Consider the following 22,041-nt stretch of genomic DNA (forward strand, 5'->3'; position numbering starts at 1 on the left):
CGGGTACTTCACGATGGCCCCCCTCTCTCGCTGGCCACCTTCACTCAGAGACTTACACCACGTCCTGGGACATCACCTGGGCGCGCAGGCGAACGAGGGCCTGCGTTCGATCAATGGGTTGAGTTCTGATCCTCCTGGGCGACGCCATGGTCCAGCACAGTCAAACCTGAAAACAGCCCTCCAACTCCGCCCGGTCTTCGGCAGACAACCCGAGCTGCCTGGCTTTGTTTTGCCAGGTACTGAGCACGGTCTTGAGGCGGGCCAGGTCTTCCTGGGCTTGCTGGGGGCGGACGCGGTAGAGGCTGGCGGTGGACAGAACGGTGGCCAGGTCCGGCTCGGTGCTGGCGTCGTCCAGGGCCAGGACGTGCACGTCCTTCTTGGTGGACGGGTTCAGGTCGTAGGCGGGGGCCAGGCGCCAGCCTGTGGCCTCGCGGATGAAGCCGTGGTTGCGCAGATGGTCGTCGCGGTTGGCCACGGCGACATTGAAGAGAACCCGCCGGAAAAGCTCCCGCAGGTCTTGTTCAATCTTGCCCTCCACGCCTTGCTTGGAGGCAATGAACTCGGCCAGGTCCAGGTAGGACGCGTCTTCGCTGTCGCTGCGGCCGAGCACGGCCATGGCCGAGGTGAAGAAGCGCCGGTGGCCGTCCTGGCGGTCGAAGCGCTGCGTGACGAAGGTGTGGTGACCGTGCCCGATGCGCTCAAGCCGGGCCTGGGCCACGTTGAGTCCGAACTCTGCGGCGAGCTGATGCACGAGCATCTCGCGCAAGGCCCAGTCGTGGTCGTCGTCGGCGCCGGGGAACTTGGCAATCCACAGGCGCCCCTGGCCGTCCTGCAGGTTGGCCTTGGGGCGGGCGCCGCCAAGCGAGGCGCCGGGCGCCACGAGCACCTTGAGCCACTGCTGCAGCAGGCCGAGGTCGTCCACCTTCTTGCGCGTGAGCGCCAGGGCCACCGCCTGCAACTCGCCCATGTGGGTCAATGCCGGCGCAGCAAGCGCCTCGTTGGCCAGGGTGCTGCCGTCCACGAACACGGGCGGCGGCCCCTGCTTGAGTTGCTTGTCGCTTTGCAGCGCGGAAAAGCGCAGTGCACCCATTCGCGTCACATCCTGGACGCCCAGGAAGAAGTCCCAGGGCCGCAGCTCGCGGCGGGCGCGTTGCTGTTGCTTCGCCTCGACCACCTCGCGACGCTTCATCAGCGTCTGCCCCCAGCGGTCGGGGCAACTGTCCATGAAGATGCCGAAATTGGCGTCCTTCGGGTGGAAGTTGCCGCTGGCCAGCGAGAGCTCCGGGTCCAGCGCAAAGGCCTCTGCGCGCTTCAGCCACAGCGGCGAATATTCGAAGCGCACGGACTCCTGCCCCGCGCGGTGCAGTCGTCCCAGGTGGGTCAGGGGTCCGAATGTAGGGTCGTCGAGCCAGACCTCCAGCCCATCGGGGAGCGTGTGGATGACCGGTGCCGCGCCCGCGGCCTGCGCCTTCTTGCCGCGCGCGCTCATGAAGCAGCACCGCCTTCCGCCGGCATGGCTGGTGCGGCCGGCTTGGACGAAGCAGACGAAGCCGACGAAGCGGGACTGAGCTCATTGACCGGTTCCGGCCCCTTCTTCCGCTTTGGCGCACGCCGCGGCACGCCCAGTTCGGCATCCTGAAGCCGGCGGCCCACCGGATCGTCTGCCGCAAGCAGGTCCAGGTCTTTTTCCAGCCCGAGCACCGCCAGTACGCGCAGGTAGGTGCCCATGGTGACCGAGGCGTCCCCTTGCTCGACCTTGTTGAGGGTGGGGCGCGAAACCGATGCCCGCTCGGCCACCTGCGTGACCGTGAACCGTCGCCGTAGGCGAGCCTGGCGCAGGCGTTGCCCCAAAGCGCCCAGAAGGCGCGACTGGGAGGGGTAAAGAGGCGGTGCTTTTGCAGGCATAAGAGAAATCATTATGACCAATGTGGCAGGTAATTGCCATGAATGGAGACGCTTACCCGGTGGTTTCGTGGCTTGAGCCAATCGGTTGGATAACAGAAAACATTCTTCGCATTTTTCTACCTCAATGGCAACCATGGCTTCTGTTGTGAGCGGGCGGATGGAAGCAGGCCTGCCGCGCGTTTGCGGACACCGGCGCCGCGCTTTCCATGCCGCTCACCCTAAACACCAACCCCCGGCTTTCGTCTTTGACCATGTCCGGTCTCGCGTTAGTCGCGTGCTCCGGTCGTTCCTTCCAAGACACAGCCGACCATGCCCGCTTCCACGCCGAATCTCGCTGCCGCTCAACGCATCGCCGAACGCTTTGCTGCCCTGACGGACGCCCAGCGGCGTGCCGCCTACGCGAAGATGCAGGCGGAGGGGCTGCAGATGGCGCAGTTCCCGGTGCCGCGGCGCCAGGCGGGCACGGATGGGGCGGCGGCTTGTGCGCTGTCGCATGCGCAGGAGCGCCAGTGGTTCCTGTGGCAGTTGGAGCCGCAAGGCTCGGCCTATCACATGGCCGAGACGCTGCGCTTGCAGGGGCCGCTCGATGAAGCCGCCTTGCGCGCGGCGTTCCATGCGCTGGTGGCCAGGCATGCAGCGCTGCGCACCGTTTTCCGGCCGGGTGAAGACGGCTTGCCGCAGCAGCTTGTTCAGCCCGCGCAAGCCCTGGACATTCAGCTGTGGGCGCATGACGGCGACACGCCGGACAGCGACGCCGTGCAGGCCCGCCTGCACACGCTGGTCCACACGCCCTTCGACCTGGCGCAGGGCCCGCTGCTGCGCGTGGCGCTGGTCCGCCTGGGCGCGCAGGACCACGTGCTGGCCGTGGTGATGCATCACATCGTCTCGGATGGCCGCTCGCTGCAGATCCTGGTGGCCGAGTTTGCCGAGCTGTACCAGTCGGGCTGCGCCGGCCAGGCCGCCGCGCTGAAGCCCTTGCCCGTGACCTATGCCGACTACGCCCTCTGGCAGCGCCAGTGGCTGGCGGCTGGCGAGAAGGAACGCCAGCTGGCCTACTGGCGTGCGCAGCTGGGTGACGAGCATCCGGTGCTGCAACTGCCCACCGACCACCCGCGCCGCGCGGACGGCCGCTACACCGCGGCCCAGCATGAACTGGACCTGCCGCAGGCGCTGGTGCAAGGCTTGCGCCGCCAGGCCCAGCAGCAGGGCGGCACCTTGTTCATGGCCTTGCTGGCGGGGCTGCAAGCCTTGCTCTACCGCCACACCGGCGAGGCGGACATGAGGGTGGGCGTGCCCATTGCCAACCGCCACCGCAGCGAGACCGAAGGTGTGGTCGGTTTTTTCGTCAACACCCAGGTGCTGCGCAGCCAGCTGCACGACGGCTTGCCGCTGCAGGCCTTGCTGGCGCAGGCCATCGAAGCCTCATTGGGCGCGCAGGACCATCAGGACCTGCCGTTCGAGCAACTGGTCGAAGCCCTGCAGCCCGAGCGCAGCCTGGGCAGCAGCCCGCTGTTCCAGGTGCTGCTGAACCATCAGCGCCAATCCGCCACTGCCAGCGCGCAAGCCATTGCCGGCCTGCAGGTGCAGAGCCTGGCGCCGGCCGCGCCTGCGGCGCTGTTCGAACTGATGCTGGATGTGGCGGAGGACGAAGCAGGCCAACCGCGCCTGAAGTTCGTCTATGCCCGTGAGCTGTTCGAGCCGGCCAGCATCGCGCGAATGGCTGGTCACTACCTGGCGCTGCTGCAGGCGCTGGTGGATGCGCCCGCGCAGGCGCTGGGCCGGGTGCCGCTGCTGGGCGCCGCCGAGCAGGCGCAGCTGCGCCAATGGCGACAGCCGCTGCTGCAGGACGCGCCGGTGGCGCCGCTGCATGAATTGATCGAAGCCCAGGCGCAGCGCCAGCCCGCGGCCATCGCGTTGACGCTGGGCGACGCGCATGTCAGCTACGCAGAGCTGAACCAGCGTGCCAACCGCGTTGCGCACCAGCTGATCGCGCGGGGCGTGGGGCCGGAGTGCAAGGTCGGCCTGGCGGTCGAGCGCTCGATCGAACTGGTGGTCGGCCTGCTGGCCATCCTCAAAGCCGGCGGCGCCTACGTGCCGCTGGACCCGGACTATCCTGCCGAGCGCCTGGCCTACATGGTCGAGGACAGCGGCCTGGCGCTGCTGCTCAGCACCAGCGCGCTGCGCGACAAGGTGCCGGTGCCGGCCACGCTGCCGGTGCTGTGCCTGGACGCGCCGTCGCCCTTGCTGGCCGATGCCCATGCCCACAACCCGGCCCGCGCCGCGCATGTGGACCAGCTGGCCTACGTGATCTACACCTCCGGCTCCACCGGCCGGCCCAAGGGCGCGCAGCTCAGCCACCGGCACGTGGCGCGCCTGCTCAGCGCCACCGCGCCGTGGTTCGGCTTTGGCCCGCAGGACGTGTGGACGCTGTTCCATTCCTACGCCTTCGACTTCTCGGTCTGGGAGATCTTCGGTGCGCTGTGCACCGGCGGCCGGCTGGTGGTGGTGCCGTACTGGGTCAGCCGTTCGCCGGCGGACTTCATGGCCTTGCTGCGCAGCGAGCAGGTCACGGTGCTGAACCAGACGCCTTCGGCCTTCCAACAGTTGGTGCATCTGCCCGAAGAAGAGGGCGCCGCGCCGCTCGCGCTGCGCCAGGTGATCTTCGGCGGCGAGGCGCTGGAGCCGGAAAGCCTGCGCCCGTGGTTCGACCGCCATGGTGATGAAACGCCGCGGCTGGTCAACATGTACGGCATCACCGAAACGACGGTGCACGTGACCTACCGGCCCATCACGCGCGCCGACCTTGCGGATTTGGCAGGAGGCAGAAGCCCAGTCGGCCGCGCCATCCCGGACCTCGGCCTGCAGGTGCTGGACGCGGCGCTGAACCCGCTGCCGGTGGGCGTTCCCGGCGAGCTGCATGTGAGCGGTGCCGGCCTGGCGCGCGGCTACCTGGGCCGTCCAGGCCTGAGTGCCGAGCGCTTCATCGCCGACCCTTTTGGCCCGCCCGGTGCGCGCCTCTACCGCACCGGCGACCTGGTGCGCTGGCGCGCCGATGGCCAGCTCGACTACCTCGGCCGCATCGACCAGCAGGTCAAGATCCGCGGCTTCCGCATCGAGCTCGGCGAGATCGAGACCCAGTTGCTGGCGCAGCCCGAGGTGCAGGCTGCCGTGGTGCTGGTGCGCAGCGCGGCCGGTGGCGACAGGCTGGTGGGCTACGTGGTGCCGCAGCCGGGTGCAGCGGCCGATGCTGCGTTGCTGCGCGAGCGGCTGGCCGCACAACTTCCCGAGTACATGGTGCCGGCCGCGCTGGTGCTGCTGCCGGCGCTGCCGCTGAACGCCAACGGCAAGGTCGACCGCAAGGCCTTGCCCGAGCCCGAGCTGGCCACCGCGCAGCAAGCCTTCGAGCCGCCGCAGGGCGAGGTCGAGCAGGCCTTGGCCACCCTGTGGGTCGAGGTGCTGGGCCTGCCGCAGGTTGGCCGTGCCGACAATTTCTTCGCGCTGGGCGGCCACTCGCTGCTGGCCATCCAGCTGCTGGAGCGCATGCGCCGCCAGGGCTGGAAGGTGCAGGTGCGCGAGCTGTTCCAGCACCCGCGGCTGGCGGACTTCGCCAAGCTTGTCGAGCCGGTGTCGGTGGACGAGCTCGCCGCGCCGGCCCCGCAAGTGGTCGGCATTCCGCCGGGCTGCGAGTCGATCACGCCAGCGATGCTGCCGCTGGTCGCGCTGCAAGACAGCCATCTGCGACTGATCGAATCCCAGGTGCCTGGCGGCGCCGCCAACATCCAGGACGTCTACCCGCTGGCGCCGCTGCAGGAAGGCATCCTGTTCCACCACATGATGCAGGCCGAGGGTGACGTCTACGTCAATGCCTTCCTGCTGGGCTTCGACAGCCGCGAGCGCCTGCAGGCTTTTGTTGAGGCGCTGAACCAGGTCGTGGCGCGGCACGACATCCTGCGCACCGCCGTGCTGTGGGACGGGCTGCCGGAACCGGTGCAGGTCGTGGCACGCCGGGCCGAGTTGGCCATCGAATGGCCGCTGGAAGGCGCGGCGACCGCTGGGGACGAGGTGGCCGCGCAACTGACCGCGCTGGTGCAGGCGCGGGACTTCCGCATCGACGTGCGGCGCGCGCCGATGATGCGCCTGCTCGCCGCGCAGGATGCCGCCAACCAGCGCTGGCTGCTGCAGCTGCCCAGCCACCACCTGGCGCTGGACCATGCGTCCGAGGAGCTGTTGGTCGAGGAGATCGCGCAGATCCTGCAGGGCCGCGCTTCGCAGCTGCCGGCCCCGGTGCCGTTCCGCCGCTTTGTGGCCCAGGCCCGCGAGGCGGCGGATCCGGCCGAGCAGACGCGTTTCTTCAAGGCCATGCTGGCCGACGTGACCGAGCCCACCGCGCCGTTCGATCTGCTGGACCTGCAGGGCGATGGCGCTTCGCTGGCCGAGGCGCGCCAGATGCTGGCGCCCGCGCTGGCTCAGGCGCTGCGCCAGCAGTGCCGGCTGGCCGGCATTGGCGCGGCCACGCTGTTCCACCTGGCCTGGGCGCTGGTGCTGGGCAAGACGACGGCGCGCGACGACGTGGTCTTCGGCACGGTGCTGTTCGGCCGCATGCAGGGCGGCGAGGGCGCGGAGCGCGCGCTGGGCCTGTTCATCAACACGCTGCCGCTGCGCGTGAAGCTGCGCGGCCTGGGCGTGGCCGCGGCATTGCGGCAAACGCACGCCGCCCTCACCGAGCTGCTGCACCACGAGCACGCCAGCCTGTCGCTGGCCCAGCGCTGCAGTGGCGTGCCTGCCGGCACGCCGCTGTGCGCCACGCTGCTGAACTACCGCCACGTCACGCCCGCGCAGGCCGACGCGGCGCAGGAAGCCCGCACCTGGCAAGGCATTGAAACCCTGGCCTTCCACGAGTCGTCCAACTACCCGTTTGGCCTGTCGGTGAACGACCAGGGCGAGGGCTTCGAGCTGATCGCACAGATCGACCGCCGCGTGTCCGCACAGCGCATCTGCGACGACATGCAGCGCGCGGTGCAGCAACTCGTGCAGGCCTTGGCCACGCAGCCCGACCAGCCGCTGCACACGCTGGCACTGCTCAGCCCCCTTGAGCAGGCGCAGTTGCAGACCTGGGGCCGCGGCGACGCCAGCGGCTGCGACGGCAGGCTGGTGCACCAGCTGGTCGCCGAACAGGCCGCACTGCGGCCCGATGCGGTCGCGCTGATCATGGGCGAGCAGCAGCTCAGCTACGCAGAACTCGACACCCGCGCCAACCGGCTCGCGCACCGGCTGATCGCCGCTGGCGTGGCGCCCGAAGTGCGCGTGGGCCTGGCGCTGCCACGCTCGCTGGACATGGTGGTTGCGCTGCTGGCGGTGCTGAAGGCCGGCGGCGCCTATGTGCCGCTGGACGCCAACTACCCGGCCGAGCGCCTGGCCTACATGCTGGCCGACAGCGGCGTGGCGCTGCTGCTGGCGCACACCCGCACCCAGCGCGGCCTGCCGGCACCGGCAACGCTGCTGCTGGACACGCTGGACCTGGCCGACCAACCCACGCACGCGCCCGAGGTGCCGCTGCACGGCGAGCACCTGGCCTATGTCATCTACACCTCCGGCTCCACCGGCCAGCCCAAGGGCGTGGCGGTGGCGCACGGGCCGCTGGCCATGCATGTGCAGACCATCGGCCTGGCCTACGGCATGCGGCCCGAGGACCGCGAGCTGCAGTTCGCCTCCATCAGCTTCGACGGTGCGCACGAGCGCATCTGGGTGCCGCTGGCCTTCGGCTCGGCGCTGATGCCGCGGGACGAGGAGCTGTGGTCGGTCGAGCGCACCTGCGAGGAGATCCAGCGCCACGGCATCACTGTGGCCTGCTTCACGCCCAGCTACCTGCACCAGATGGCCGAGCTGATGGGCGAGGCCGCCAGCCGGCTGCCGATCCGCTCGTACACGGTTGGCGGCGAAGCCATGCCGCGCACCAGCCTGGCGCTGGTGCACGCGGTGCTGAAACCCGAGCGTGTGATCAATGGCTACGGCCCGACCGAAACCGTCATCACGCCGACGATTGCAAAGGCCGAGCGTGGTGAAAACTTCGACGCGGCCTACATGCCCATCGGCCGCCTGGTGGGCGACCGCACGGCCCATGTGCTGGACGCCGCGCTGCGACCGCTGCCGCCCGGCGTGGCTGGCGAGCTGTACCTGGGCGGCAGCGGCCTGGCGCGTGGCTACCTGGGCCGCGCCGGCCTGAGTGCCGAACGCTTCGTGGCCGATCCGTTCAGCGAGAACGGCGCGCGCCTCTACCGCACCGGCGACCTGGTGCGCTGGCGTTCAAATGCGGCCCCCAGGACCGGGCTGCCGCCCGGCCCGCCCCCCAAGGGGGACCAGGAACTCGGGAGCGGCCCGTCGTTCCTGGATGGCCAACTCGAATACCTCGGTCGCATCGACCACCAGGTCAAGATCCGCGGCTTCCGCATCGAGCTTGGCGAGGTCGAGGCCCAGCTGCTGGCGCAACCGGAGGTGCGTGAGGCGGTGGCCGTGGCGCTGCCCGGCGGCGCCGGCCTGCGGCTGGTGGCCTATGTGTCGCTGCTGCCCGGCCAGCCGGTGGACGGTGCCACGCTGCGCAGCCGTCTGGCCGAGCTGCTGCCCGAGCACATGCTGCCCAGCCTGACGGTGGTGCTGCCCACGCTGCCGCTGAACCTGAACGGCAAGGTGGACCGGGCGGCGCTGCCGGCGCCGGCTTTCGAAGCTGCCGCCGAACATGCCGCGCCGCAGGGCGCGGCAGAGACCACCCTGGCCACGCTGTGGGCCGAAGTGCTGGGCGTGCCGCGCGTGGGCCGGCACGACAACTTCTTCGAGCTGGGTGGGGACTCCATCCTCAGCCTGCAGATCGTCGCCCGGGCCCGCGAGCGCGGCTGGCGGCTCACACCGCGCCAGCTCTTCGAGCGCCAGACTGTCGCCCAACTGGCCCAGGTGGCCGAGCCGGTGCACGCGGCCGGGCCCGCCGCGGTGGCGGCCTTGCCCGGGGGCTGGCTGCCACTGCTGCCCATCCAGGCCGATTTCTTCGCCCAGGCCGCGCCTTCGCTGCACTGGAACCAGGCGGTGCTGCTGCAAAGCCGCAGCGCGCTGCAGCCCGAGCCGTTGCGCGCCGCGCTGGCCGCGCTGTTGCGCCAGCATCCCAGCCTGCGGCTGCGTTTCGGGCGTTCTGCCGAAGGCGTCTGGCAACAACGCTACGCAGCCGCCGACGAGGCCGACGCCGCCGAGCTGCTCTGGCTGCGCCAGGCGGCCGATGCGGCCGAGCTGCAGCGCCACTGTGACGAAGCACAGCGCAGCATCAGCGTGCAACACGGCCCGCTGCTGCGCGCACTCGCGGTGCAGCTGCCGGACGCCAGCTGGCGCCTGCTGCTGGCCATCCACCACCTGGCGGTCGACGGCGTTTCGTGGCGCATCCTGCTGCAGGACCTGGAAACGGCGTTGCGCCAACAGGCCGCCGGCCAGCCGGTGGTGCTGGCGCCGGCCACCAGCCGCTACGACGAATGGGTGCAGGCACTGCAGGCGCGCGCCGCGGACCATGGGCACGAGCTGCCGCATTGGCTGGCACAGGCAGAAGCTGCCGAGCCGTGGTCCTGGCCCTGCGCCCGGCCGCAGGCCCGAAACCGCATGGCCGACCAGGCCAGCCTGTCGTTCACGCTGTCTCCCGCCACCACGCAGGCCTTGCTGAAGCAGGCGCCGGCCGCTTACCGCACGCAGGTCAACGACCTGCTGTTGACCGCGCTGGGCCGCGCGCTGTGCGCAGCCGGCGGCCGCAGCGAGCTGCAGGTCGACCTCGAAGGCCACGGCCGGGAAGACCTGGTGCCGGGGCTGGACCTGTCGCGCACGGTCGGCTGGTTCACCACCGTGCACCCGGTGCGGCTGGCGCCGCTGGGCGAGCCTGGTGCCGCGCTGCTGCGCGTCAAGGAAGCGCTGCGCCAGGCACCACACAAGGGCCTGGGCCACGGCCTGCTGCGGCACTTCGGCACGCCTGCGCAGCGCGCGGCGCTGGCCGCTGCGCCCGCGTCGCCGGTGCTGTTCAACTACCTCGGCCAGTTCGACGGCAGCTTCGATGCCGAAGCGCCGTGGACACCGGCCGCGGAATCTGCCGGCGAGTCGGTCGACCCCGAAACCCCGCGCCCGCACGAGTTCAGCGTGCATGGCCAGGTCTTCGAAGGCCGGCTGCGGCTGGAGGTGGCCTACAGCCGCGAGCGCCATGACCCAGCCGCCGTGCAGGCCTGGATGCAGGGCTTCGAGCAGGCGCTGGAAGCGCTGGTGGCGCATTGCTGCAGCGGCGCACGCGGCGTGTCGCCGTCGGACTTCCCGCTGGTCCGCCTGACCCAGCCCGAGCTGGACGCCTTGCCCGTGCCTGCGGCCCGGCTGCAGGACTTGCTGCCGCTTTCGCCCATGCAGCAAGGCCTGCTGTTCCACAGCCTCTACGAGCAGCAGGGCGCCGCCTATGTGACCCAGCTGCGCGTGGACGTGACTGGCCTGGACGTGGCCCGTTTCCACGCCGCCTGGCAAACCGTGCTGGCTCGCCACGAGGTGCTGCGCAGCGGTTTCCTGGTCGGGGAACGTCCGCTGCAATGGGTAGCCACCGAGGCCACGCTGCCGCTGGCGCAACACGATGCGCGTGAGCTGGCCGAACCCACGGCAGCGCTGGACGCCTGGGCCAGTGCCGACCTGGCCACCAACTTCGACCTGGCCAGCCCGCCGCTGATGCGCCTGACGCTGGTGCAGCTGGCCGCCCGGCGCCACCACCTGATCTGGACCCTGCATCACCTGCTGCTGGACGGCTGGAGCGCCTCGCGCCTGATGGGCGAGGTACTGCGCCTGTACGAAGGCCAGGCGCTGGCGCCCACCGTGGCACCCACCTTCGCGCGTTACCGCGACTACCTGGCCTGGCTGCAGGCGCGGGACGCGGCGGCCGACCAGCGCTACTGGCAGGAGCGCCTGGCGGCAGTGGCCGAGCCCACGCTGCTGGCTGACGCATTGCCGCACCCCGCCCAGCCCGAAGCAGGGCAGGGCAGGCAGCTGCTGGACTTCGGCCCCGAGGCCACGCAAGCCCTGCTGGCGGCCACGCGCGCCGAGCGCATCACCCTCAACACGTTGGTGCAGGCCGCCTGGGCCCTGCTGCTGGCGCGGCACACGGGGCAATCGGTGGCGGTCTTCGGCGCGACGGTCGCCGGCCGGCCGGCCGAGCTGCCGGGTGCCGAGCAGATGCTGGGCCTGTTCATCAACACCTTGCCGGTTGCCGTGCCGCTGCCGGCGGCGCAGCGGGTGGGCGACTGGCTGCGCGCGCTGCAGGCGCAGAACCTGGCCTCGCGTGAGCACGAGCATGCGCCGCTGTACGAGATCCAGCGCTGGGCCGGCCGTGCCGGCCAGCCGCTGTTCGACACGCTGCTGGTGTTCGAGAACTACCCCGTGGACCAGGTGCTGGCCGAAGCCGCGCCTGGCGGCCTGCAGTTCGGCGACGTGGCGATGCAGGACGACACGCACTACCCGATGACGCTGTCGGTGCACCAGGGCAGCACGCTGACCATCGCGCTGGATCACTCGCGTTCCCACTTCAGCGCCGCCGCCGCGGCGGCCCTGGCCGCGCAACTGCGGCACCTGGTGCTGACCCTGGCCGAGGCGCCCGAGCAGGTGCTGGGCGAGGTGCAGGCGCTGGACGCCGCGGCCCGCGCCAGCTGGCTGCAACACGGCGCCGGCGCGGCCTGCCTGGCCAGCTTCGAGCCGGTGCACCAACGCGTTGCACGCCAGGCGGCGCTGCGCCCGCAGGCGCCGGCGCTGGTGTTCGGCGAAGAGCGCCTGAGCCACGCCGAGCTGAACCAGCGCGCCAACCGTCTCGCCCACTGGCTGATGGCCCAAGGCGTGCGCGCCGAGGTCACCGTGGGCGCGGCACTGGCGCGTTCGGTCGACATGGTGGTGGCCGTGCTGGCCATCCTGAAGGCCGGCGGCGCCTATGTGCCGCTGGACCCGGCCTATCCGCCGGACCGGCTGGCGCACATGGTGGACGACAGCGGCATGGCGCTGCTGCTGTGCCACGCCGCGGTGCGCGAGCGCCTGCCGGTGCAGGCCGGCTGCCGCGTGGTCGAGATTGAATCCTTGCGCCTGGGCGATGAGGCCGGCCATGACCCGCAGGTGCAGGTGCATGCCGGCCAACTGGCCTACCTGATGTACACCTCCGGCTCCACCGGCAAGCCCAAGGGCGTGGCGATGGCGCACGGCCCGTTGGCCGACCATGTGCAGGTGGCCGAGGCCTTCTTCGGCTTGCGGCCCGAGGACCGCGTGCTGCAGTTCGCCACGTTGAATTTCGATGGCTTCGTCGAGCAGCTGTACCCCGCGCTGTGCGTGGGCGCGGCCGTGGTGCTGCGCGGGCCGGACGTGTGGGATGCCCACGCCTTCCACCGCGCGCTGCACCGCCACGGCATCACCGTGGCCGACCTGACCACCGCCTACTGGTTCCTGCTGCTGCAGGACTTCGCGCGCCTGGGCCTGAAGGACCATGGCCGGCTGCGCCTGGTGCACGCCGGCGGCGAAGCCATGCCGCCCGAAGGCCTGGCCGCCTGGCGCGAGGCCGGTCTTTCCCACGTGGCGCTGCGCAACACCTACGGCCCGACCGAAGCCGCCGTCACCGCCACGGTGCTGGACTGCGCGCCCTATGTGCAGCAGGCCCTGCCGGTGCCCGCCCGTTTGCCGATCGGCCAGGCCTTGCCGGGCCGGCAGCTGTACGTGGTGGACGCCGAGCTGAACCTCGCGCCGCCAGGCGCCATTGGCGAGCTGTGCATTGGCGGCGAGCTGCTGGCGCGCGGCTATGCGCGCCGCGCCGGCCTGAGCGCCGAACGTTTCGTCGCGGATCCTTTTGCCACCCGTGGCGGCCGGCTCTACCGCACCGGAGACCTGGTGCGCTGGACCGAAACCGGCGCGCTCGAATACATGGGCCGCAGCGACCACCAGCTGAAGATCCGCGGCTTCCGCGTCGAGCTGGCCGAGATCGAGGCGCAGCTCTTGGCCCAGCCCGGCGTGCGCGAAGCGGTCGTCGTGGCGCAGCCCGCGCCCACCGGCGCGCGGCTGCTGGCCTATGTGTCGGCGGACGAAGGCACGGCGCTGCACGGCGAAGCGCTGCGTGCTGCATTGACCGGTGTGTTGCCGGACAACATGCTGCCCGCCGCCATTGCGGTGCTGCCCGCCTTGCCGCTGAACGCCAACGGCAAGATCGACCGCCATGCGCTGCCGCAACTTGCGCTGGCCGAGGCGCAGGCCTTCGAGCCGCCGCAAGGCGAACGCGAATGCCTGCTGGCCGCGCTGTGGCAGTCCCTGCTGGGTCGCCCGCAGGTGGGCCGGCAGGATCACTTCTTCGCGCTCGGCGGCCACTCGCTGCTGGCCGTGCAACTGCTGGGGCAGCTGCGGCGCCAGGGCTGGCAGACGGACGTGCGCACGCTGTTCCAGCGGCCACGCCTGGCCGAGCTGGCGGCCGTGTTGCAGCCGGTGGGCGAGGTGCAGGTGTCGCCAGACGCCGAGTCCGCCGTGCCGGCCGGTTGCAGCGCGCTGACCCCGGCGATGCTGCCGTTGCTGGCACTGGACGACGCGCAGTTGCGCCTGATCGAGGCTGCCGTGCCCGGCGGCGCGCGCAATGTGCAGGACGTCTACCCGCTGGCCCCGCTGCAGGAAGGCATCCTGTTCCATCACCTGATGCAGGAGACGGGCGACGCCTATGTCACGCCCTGCCTGCTGGCCTTTGACAGCGAGGCCAGGTTGCTGGCCTTCATCGCCAGCCTGAACCGGGTGATTGCACGGCACGACATCCTGCGCACAGTGGTGCTGTGGGAAGGCCTGGCCGCGCCGGTGCAGGTGGTGCAGCGCGAGGCCACGCTGGCGCTCGAATGGCTGGCGCAAGGCGAGGGCGATGCAGCCGAGCGCCTGAACGCCGCCGTGGACCCGGCGCGCCAGCGCATCGACGTGCGCCGCGCGCCGATGCTGCGCGCACTGGCTGCGCAGGATGCCGCCGGCCAGCGCTGGCTGCTGCAGCTGCCCAGCCATCACCTGGTGCTGGATCACACCACGCTGGCGCTGTTGATCGCCGAGATCGCCGAAGTGCAGCAAGGCCGCGAGGCCGCGCTGCCGGCGCCGGTGCCTTTCCGCCGCTACGTGGCGCAGGCCGTGCGCGCGCAGGACCGCGCCGCGCAAGAGGCTTATTTCCGCCGCACGCTGGGCGACCTGGACGAGCCGACCGCGCCGTTCCAGCTGCTGGACGTGCGCGGCGATGGCACCGGCATCGACGAGTTGCGCCTGCCGCTGCCGGCCGCGTTGGCAGCCCAGCTGCGGCGCGAGGCGCAGCGCCATGGCGTGAGCGCCGCGGCGCTGTTCCACCTGGCCTGGGCCATGGTGCTGGCCCGCTGCACCGGGCGGCACGACGTCGTCTTCGGCACCGTGCTGTTCGGCCGGCTGCAGGGCGACGCCGAGGTCGGCCGCGCGATGGGCCTGTTCATCAACACCTTGCCGCTGCGCCTGCGGCTGGCAGGGCAGGATGCACCCCAGGCCCTGCGGCAGACGCACGAGGCGCTGGCCGAGCTGCTGCGCCATGAGCACGCCAGCCTGGCGCTGGCGCAGCGCTGCAGCGGCCTGCCCGGCGGCACGCCGATGTTCACCGCGCTGCTGAACTACCGCTACGGCAGCCCGGCCGCGGCCGAAGGTGTGTCGGCCTGGCAGGGGGTGGAGATGCTGGGCGGCGAGGAGCGCACCAACTACCCGTTCACGCTCTCGGTGGACGACCTGGTGGACCAGGACGGCGGCTTCGACCTCGTTGCGCAGGTGGTGCGCAGCGTTGGCGCCGAGCGCATCTGCAGCTTGACCGTGGCCGCGCTGCAAGGCCTGGCAGATGCCTTGACCGAGGGTGGCAGCCAGCGCCTGGCCGAACTCGCGCTGGCCACCCAGGCCGAGCGCGAGGCGCTGCAGCGCTGGGGTGTGGCCGAGCCGGCGCTGCCGGGTGCGGAACCGGTGCACCGCCTGATCGAGCGCCGCGTGCGGGCCCAGCCCGATGCGCCGGCCGTGGTGTTTGGCGACACGGTGCTGAGCTACGCCGCGCTGAACCGCCGTGCCAACCAGCTGGCGCACCGCCTGATCGCGGCCGGCGTGCGGCCGGATGCGCGCGTGGGCGTGTGGATGGCACGTTCCATCGAGATGGTCGTCGCGCTGCTGGCGGTGATGAAGGCGGGCGGCGCCTACGTGCCGCTGGACCCGGAACACCCCGACGAACGCCTGGCCTACATGGCCGAAGACAGTGGCATCTCGCTGCTGTTGAGTGATCGCGACGTGGCGCCGTTTGCTGCCGGTCTGCCGAACTGGAACCTGCGCACGCTGGACGTGGCTGGCGAGTTGGAGGAGGACCCGCGGCCGCTGCTGCATGGCGAGCACCTGGCCTATGTGATCTACACCTCCGGCTCCACCGGCCGGCCCAAGGGCGCGGCCAACCATCACCGCGCGCTCTACAACCGGCTGGCCTGGATGCAGCAGGCCTACGCGCTGTCGCCACGCGACACCGTGCTGCAGAAAACCCCGTTTGGCTTCGACGTGTCGGTCTGGGAGTTCTTCTGGCCGCTGATGGCCGGCGCCCGCCTGGCCGTGGCCGCACCCGGCGAACACCGCGACCCGGCGCGCCTGGTCGCGCTGATCCGCCAGCACGGCGTCAGCACGCTGCACTTCGTGCCGTCGATGCTGCAGGCCTTCCTGGCGCATGAAGGCGTGGAGGCCTGCAACGAAGTGCTGCGGCGCATCGTCTGCAGCGGCGAGGCCTTGCCGGCCGAGGCGCAGCGCGAGGTCTTCCGGCGGCTGCCGGGCGCCGTGCTGTACAACCTCTACGGCCCGACCGAAGCCGCGATCGACGTGACCCACTGGACCTGCCGCGAAGATGGCCGAGGCCATGTCGCCATCGGCCGGCCCATCGCCGGCTTGCGCACGCTGGTGCTGGATGCAGACCTGAACCCCAGCCCGCCAGGCGTCGCCGGTGAGCTCTACCTCGGCGGCGTGGGCCTGGCCCGCGGCTACCTGGGCAAGCCGGCGCTCAGTGCCGAGCGCTTCATTGCGGATCCGCTCGGTGCGGATGGCGAACGCTTCTACCGCACCGGCGACCTGGCACGCTGGCGCGAAGACGGCCAGCTCGAATACCTGGGCCGCACCGACCACCAGGTGAAGATTCGCGGCTTCCGCATCGAGCTCGGCGAGATCGAGGCACGGCTGCTGGCGCAGCCGGAGGTGCGCGAGGCCGTGGTGGTCGCGCGCAGCGGCCCGGGCGGTGCACGGCTGCTGGCCTATGCGTCCCTGCATGCCGGCCAGGTGGCGGATGCCGCGCTGCTGCGCGAACGTCTCGCCACCGGCTTGCCCGAGTACATGGTGCCGGCCAGCCTGACGCTGCTGCCGCAACTGCCGCTGAACACCAACGGCAAGGTCGACCGCAAGGCCTTGCCCGAACCCGAGGCCAGCACGGCCGGCGCCCTCGAGGCGCCGGTGGGCGAGGTGGAGGCCGCCATTGCCGCGCTATGGGCCGAAGTGCTGCAGCGCCCGCGCGTGGGCCGCCACGACAACTTCTTCGAGCTGGGCGGCGACTCCATCCTCAGCCTGCAGATCGTCTCCCGCGCGCACCGCGCCGGCTGGCGCCTCACGCCGCGCCAGCTCTTCGAGCGCCAGACCGTGGCGCTGTTGGCACCGGTGGTGCAGGCCGTGGGCCAGGCCACCGAGCTGCGCCGCGAGGTGCAGGGCAGGCTGCCGCTGCTGCCCTTCCAGGCCGAGTTCTTCGCGGCCGACATTCCGGCCCGCCACCACTGGAACCAGGCCGTGCTGCTGGCCAGCCGCGAGGCGCTGGCGCTCGGCCCCTTGGCCGACGCGCTGGCCGCGCTGGTGCGCCACCACGAGAGCCTGCGCCTGCGCTTTGTCGCCGACGCGCACGGCCATTGGCAGCAGGCCTATGCCGAGCAGGTCGATGCGGGCGAGCTGCTGTGGCACCGCGAGGCGGCCGATGCTGCTGCGCTCGAAGCGATCTGCAACGTGGCCCAGGCCAGCCTGGACCTGACGCGCGGCCCGCTGCTGCGTGCCTGCGCCGTCGCGCTGGCCGATGGCAGCTGGCGGCTGCTGCTGGTGCTGCACCACCTGGTGGTGGACGGCGTGTCCTGGCGCGTGTTGCTGGAAGACCTGCAGACGGCCTACGCGCAATGCTGCGCCGGCCAGCCGGTCGCGCTGCCGCCGGCCACCAGCAGCGTGAAGGACTGGGCGCTGGCCCTGCAGGCGCATGCCGCGCAGGCAGGTGACGAGCTGACGCATTGGCTGTCGCTGGCCGGTGTGCCGGCGGCTTTGCCTTGTGATCACCCGGATGGCCGCAACACCGCGGCCGACCAGGCCAGCCTGCAACTGCGGCTGGACCGGGCGCAGACGCAGGCCTTGCTGCGCCAGGCGCCTGCCGCCTACCGCACCCAGGTCAACGACCTGCTGCTGACCGCGCTGGGCCGCGCGCTGTGCACCTGGAGCGGCCATGCGCGTGTGCTGGTCGACCTCGAAGGCCATGGCCGCGAAGCGTTGGCCAGGGCGCCCGCGCTGGACCTGTCCCGCACCGTGGGCTGGTTCACCAGCCTGTTCCCGGTGGCGCTTTCGCCGCTGGGCGAGCCTGGCGAGGCCTTGAAGCGGGTCAAGGAAGACCTGCGCCGCGTGCCGGCTCATGGCCTGAGCCATGGTGTGTTCAAGCACCTGGGCAGCGCCGCGCAGCGCGAGGCGCTGCAAGCCCTGCCGCGTGCCGAAGTGGTCTTCAACTACCTGGGCCAGCTGGACGGCAGCTTCGAGGCCGATGGCGGCTGGCAGCCTGCGCCCGAGAGCGCCGGCCGCGTGGTGGACGACGCCGCGCCGCGCTTCCACCCGTTCTCGGTCGACGGCCAGGTGCTGGACGGCGAGCTCAGCCTCACCGTGAGCTACAGCCGCGCCCGCCACGAGGCGGCCAGCGTGCAGGGCTGGGTGGACGGCTTCGAGCAGGAGCTGCTGGCGCTGATTGCGCACTGCACGAGCGGCGTGCGCGGCATCACGCCGTCCGACCTGCCGCTGGCCGGCCTGGACCAGGCGCAGCTCGACGCTGCCGCGCTGCCGCTGGACCGGCTGGTGGACCTGTACCCGCTGTCGCCCATGCAGCAAGGCATGCTGTTCCACAGCCTTGTGGAAACCGGCGGCAGCGCCTACGTGGCCCAGCTACGGCTGGACATCGAACGCCTGAACCCGCAGCGCTTTCACCAGGCCTGGCAGCAGGCAGTGCAGCAGCACGAGGTGTTGCGCACCGGCTTTGTCCAGCTGAGCGGCGCACCGCGCCAATGGGTGGCGCGAAGCGCCGAGCTGCCGATGCTGCTGCTGGACTGGCGCGGCCGGGCGGACCTGCCGCAGGCGCTGGACGCGCTGGCGCAGACCCAGCACCAGGGCCTGGCGCTGGACCAGCCGGTGCTGATGCGGCTGGCGCTGGTGCGCGTGGCCGAGGCCACGCACCACCTGATCTGGACCCACCACCACCTGCTGCTGGACGGCTGGAGCTCGGCCCGGCTGCTGGCCGAGGTGCTGCAGCGCTACCAGGGCGAAACCCCGGCCACGCCGCCGTCCCGCTACCGCGACTACATCGCGCTGCTGCAAAGCCGCGACGCTGCGGCCAGCGAAGCCTACTGGCGCACCCAGCTGGCCCGTCTGCCCGAGCCCACGCTGCTGGCCGACGCGCTGCCGCGCCCGCTGGCCGGCCTGGTGCCCGAAGGCTACGGCGAGATCGAAGCCGCGCTGGACGCGCCCGCCACCGCGCGCTGGCTGGCCTTCGCGCGCCAGGCGCGTGTCACGCCCAACACGCTGGTGCAGGCCGCCTGGGCGCTGCTGCTGGCGCGCTACACCGGCCAGCCCGAGGTGGCCTTTGGCGCCACCGTGGCCGGTCGCCCGGCGGACCTGCCCGGCGCCGAACAGATGCTGGGCCTGTTCATCAACACGCTGCCTGTCATCACCGCGCTGCCTTCGGGCCAGCGCCTGGGCGATTGGCTGCGTGCGCTGCAGGCGCAGAACCTGGCTTCGCGCGAGCATGAGCACACGCCCCTGCACGAGATCCAGCGCTGGGCCGGGCAGGGCAGCCGCGGATTGTTCGACAGCATCGTGGTGTTCGAGAACTACCCCGTCGGCGAGATGCTGGCCCGCTCGGCCGACAGCGGCCTGGTGTTCCACGCGCCACGCAGCGTCGATGTGTCCAACTACCCGATGGACGTGGAAGTGCACCTGGCGGACACGCTGATGATCAAGCTGATCTACCAGCGCCAGCACTTCGGCCAGGCGCAGGTGCAAGCCCTGTCGCGCCATCTTTTTGGGCTGCTGCAGGCCATGGCCGAAGCGGGCGAGGGCACGCTGCTGCGCGAGTTCAGTCCGCTCTCTGCGCCTGAGCAGGCTGCGCTGCTGCTGCAGGGCCGGCAGGCCCAGGGCCGCGCCGAGCCGCCGGCGCCGCGCACGGCTGTGCACTGCCTGATCGAGGCCCGCGCCCGCGCGCAGCCACAGGCCATTGCGCTGGTGATGGGCGAGCAGGAGCTGAGCTACGCGCAGCTCAATGCGCGTGCCAACCGCCTGTCGCGCTGCCTGCGCCAGGCGGGGCTGCGGCCGGGCGCGCGCGTGGGCGTGGCGATGGAGCGTTCGCTGGACACCATTGCCGCGATGCTGGCCATCCTGAAGGCGAGCGCCGCCTACGTGCCGCTGGACCTGGCCTATCCCGAAGAGCGCCTGGCCTTCATGGTGCAGGACAGTGGCGTGCAGGCCGTGCTGGCGCACCGCCAGGCCTTGCCTGGCCTGCGCCTGCCGGCAGGCGTGCGGCGCATCGAGCTGGAAGCGCTGGACCTGCAGGCCCAGCCGGCGCACGACCTCGCGCTGCCGGTGCACGAGCATGCGCTGGCCTACGTCATCTACACCTCCGGCTCCACCGGCACGCCCAAGGGCGTGGCCGTGTCGCACGGGCCGCTGGCCATGCATTGCCTGGCCACGGCCGAGGTCTACGGCATGGGCCCGGGCTCCTGCGAGCTGCACTTCATGTCCTTCTCGTTCGACGGTGCGCACGAGCGCTGGCTCACCGCGCTCTGCGTGGGTGCCGGCCTGGCGCTGCGCGACAACGAGCTGTGGACCGCCGAGCAGGCCTACGACGCGCTGCACCGCTACGGCGTCACCAACGCCGCATTCCCGCCGGCCTACCTGGGCCAGCTCGCGGATTGGGCCAGCACGCGCAACGACGCGCCGCCGGTCGAGCTTTATGTCTTCGGCGGCGAAGCCATGCCCAAGGCGTCTTACGACAAGGTGCGCGAAACGCTGCGGCCGCAGGTGCTGATCAATGGCTACGGCCCGACCGAAACCGTCGTCACGCCGCTGATCTGGAAGAGCGACGCGAGCGAAGGTTTCGACTGCGCCTATGCGCCCATCGGCAAGCCGGTGGGCGAGCGCGCGGTGTACGTCTGCGACGCAGAGATGCGCCTGGCGCCCGCCGGCGTGGTGGGCGAGCTCTACATCGGCGGCTACGGCCTGGCGCGCGGCTACCTCGGCCGCCAGGGGTTGACGGCCGAGCGCTTTGTGGCCGACCCGTTCGGCAACGAAGGCGGTCGCCTCTACCGCACAGGCGACCTGGTGCGCTGGATGGCCGATGGCAACATCGAGTACATCGGCCGCGTCGACCATCAGGTGAAGATCCGTGGCTTCCGCATCGAGCTGGGCGAGATCGAAAGCCGCACTCGCGAGATGCCTGGCGTGCTGGACGTGGCCGTCGTCGCCCGCGATGGCACCGGTGGCCGCCGCCTGGTCGCCTACCTGGTGCCAATGGCCGGGCAGGACGCAGGCCGCCTGGCCGCCCGCGTGCAACAGCAATGGCGCGAGCAACTGCCGGATTACATGGTGCCGGCGCAACTTGTCACGCTGGCTGCATTGCCGCGCCTGGTCAGCGGCAAGCTGGACCGTGCGCTACTGCCCGAGCCCGAGCTGGCGCAAGGGCGGGCCGTGAAGCCGCCTTCCACACCGCAGGCGCGCCAACTGGCGGCGATCTGGCAGGAAGTGCTGGGCGTGCAGGCGATTGGCGAAGACAGCAACTTCTTCGAATGCGGCGGCGACTCGCTGTCCAGCCTCAAGGTGCTGGCCAGGATGCGCGCGCTCGGCGACCCCGCGCTGGCCTTCAAGCTGCGCGACCTGATGCAGCGCCCCACCATCGCCAGCCTGCTGGGCCTGCACAGCAACGCTGCGCAGCCGAACGCTTCGCCGGCAGGCCTGCAGCGCCTGGACGCAGGCGGCGCCACCGCGAGCGGCGAACCGCTGTTCTGCCTGCACGCAGGTCTCGGCACCGTCTTCGACTACCGCCCGCTCGCCCGCCACCTGCAGGGCCAGCGCCCGGTCTACGGCATCCCCAGCCGCATGCTCGGCGACCCGTCGCACCGCGACGCTTCGCTGTCGCAAATGGCCGCCGATTACGCGCGCATGGTCCAGGCCCAGCAGCCGCAAGGCCCGCTGCACCTCATCGGCTGGTCCTTCGGCGGCACGCTGGCCGCAGCCGTCGCAGCAGTGCTCGAACAAGCCGGCCGCCAGGTCGCCTTCCTCGGCCTGGTGGACCCGTTCATTCCGGCCAGCGGCGAACAGTCAGAAGTCATGGACGGCGACATCCGCCAGGCCCTGCGCGACTTCGCCCAGCTGGCACTGCCCGGCCAAAGCGAGCTGGACCCTGCGACTTTGCCCGCCACCGAAACGCTGGGCGACGAAGCCACCGTCGCCGCCTGGCTGGACGCCCGCATTGCGCTGCTGCGCGCCAGCGGCGTTGCGGGGTCAGCTGAAGCTGGCGACCTGAACAGCCTGGATGGCAGCGAACTCGCTCGGGTCTTCAGCGTCGCGTTGAGACTGCGCGAGATCGCCGCGCAGGCCGATGCGCTGGTGCCGGTGCAGTGCAGCGTGCAATCCTGGTGGGTGGCCGAGCGGCCGGCTGCAGATCGGGCAGTGCTGTCGGCACAGCTCGGTCGGGCGCTCGCCGCGGAGCAGGCCTTGCCTGTGGGGCACTTTGGATTGCTGGCGCACGCGGGCCTGTTGGAGGGCGTGGCCGCAGCGTTGCGCGAGCGGCGGTAGTTGGCCGGC

The 22,041-nt window shown here is 71.2% G+C and carries 3 protein-coding genes; 1 reads left to right on the plus strand and 2 read right to left on the minus strand.

Annotated features, from left to right (window positions below):
- Window positions 1-160 precede the first annotated feature (160 nt).
- Together AC3WR5_RS32965 and AC3WR5_RS32970 are read right to left on the minus strand one after the other, a co-directional pair.
- Window positions 161-1,489, minus strand: coding sequence for a type II toxin-antitoxin system HipA family toxin (locus AC3WR5_RS32965; protein ID WP_492490022.1), 1,329 nt, complete (start codon window positions 1,487-1,489; stop codon window positions 161-163).
- Window positions 1,486-2,040: a helix-turn-helix domain-containing protein gene (locus AC3WR5_RS32970; protein WP_492490024.1), complete on the minus strand. Its 555-nt coding sequence runs from the start codon at window positions 2,038-2,040 to the stop codon at window positions 1,486-1,488. The genes AC3WR5_RS32965 and AC3WR5_RS32970 overlap by 4 nt, the downstream gene beginning before the upstream one ends.
- Before the next feature lie 174 nt (window positions 2,041-2,214).
- Between AC3WR5_RS32970 and AC3WR5_RS32975 the strand changes: the two genes are divergently transcribed.
- The gene (locus tag AC3WR5_RS32975) at window positions 2,215-22,032 is read left to right on the plus strand and encodes a non-ribosomal peptide synthase/polyketide synthase (protein ID WP_492490025.1); all 19,818 of its coding nucleotides are present in this window, start codon (window positions 2,215-2,217) and stop codon (window positions 22,030-22,032) included.
- The last annotated feature ends 9 nt before the right edge of the window (window positions 22,033-22,041 follow it).

This window comes from Ideonella sp. FW305-24, assembly GCF_058788035.1.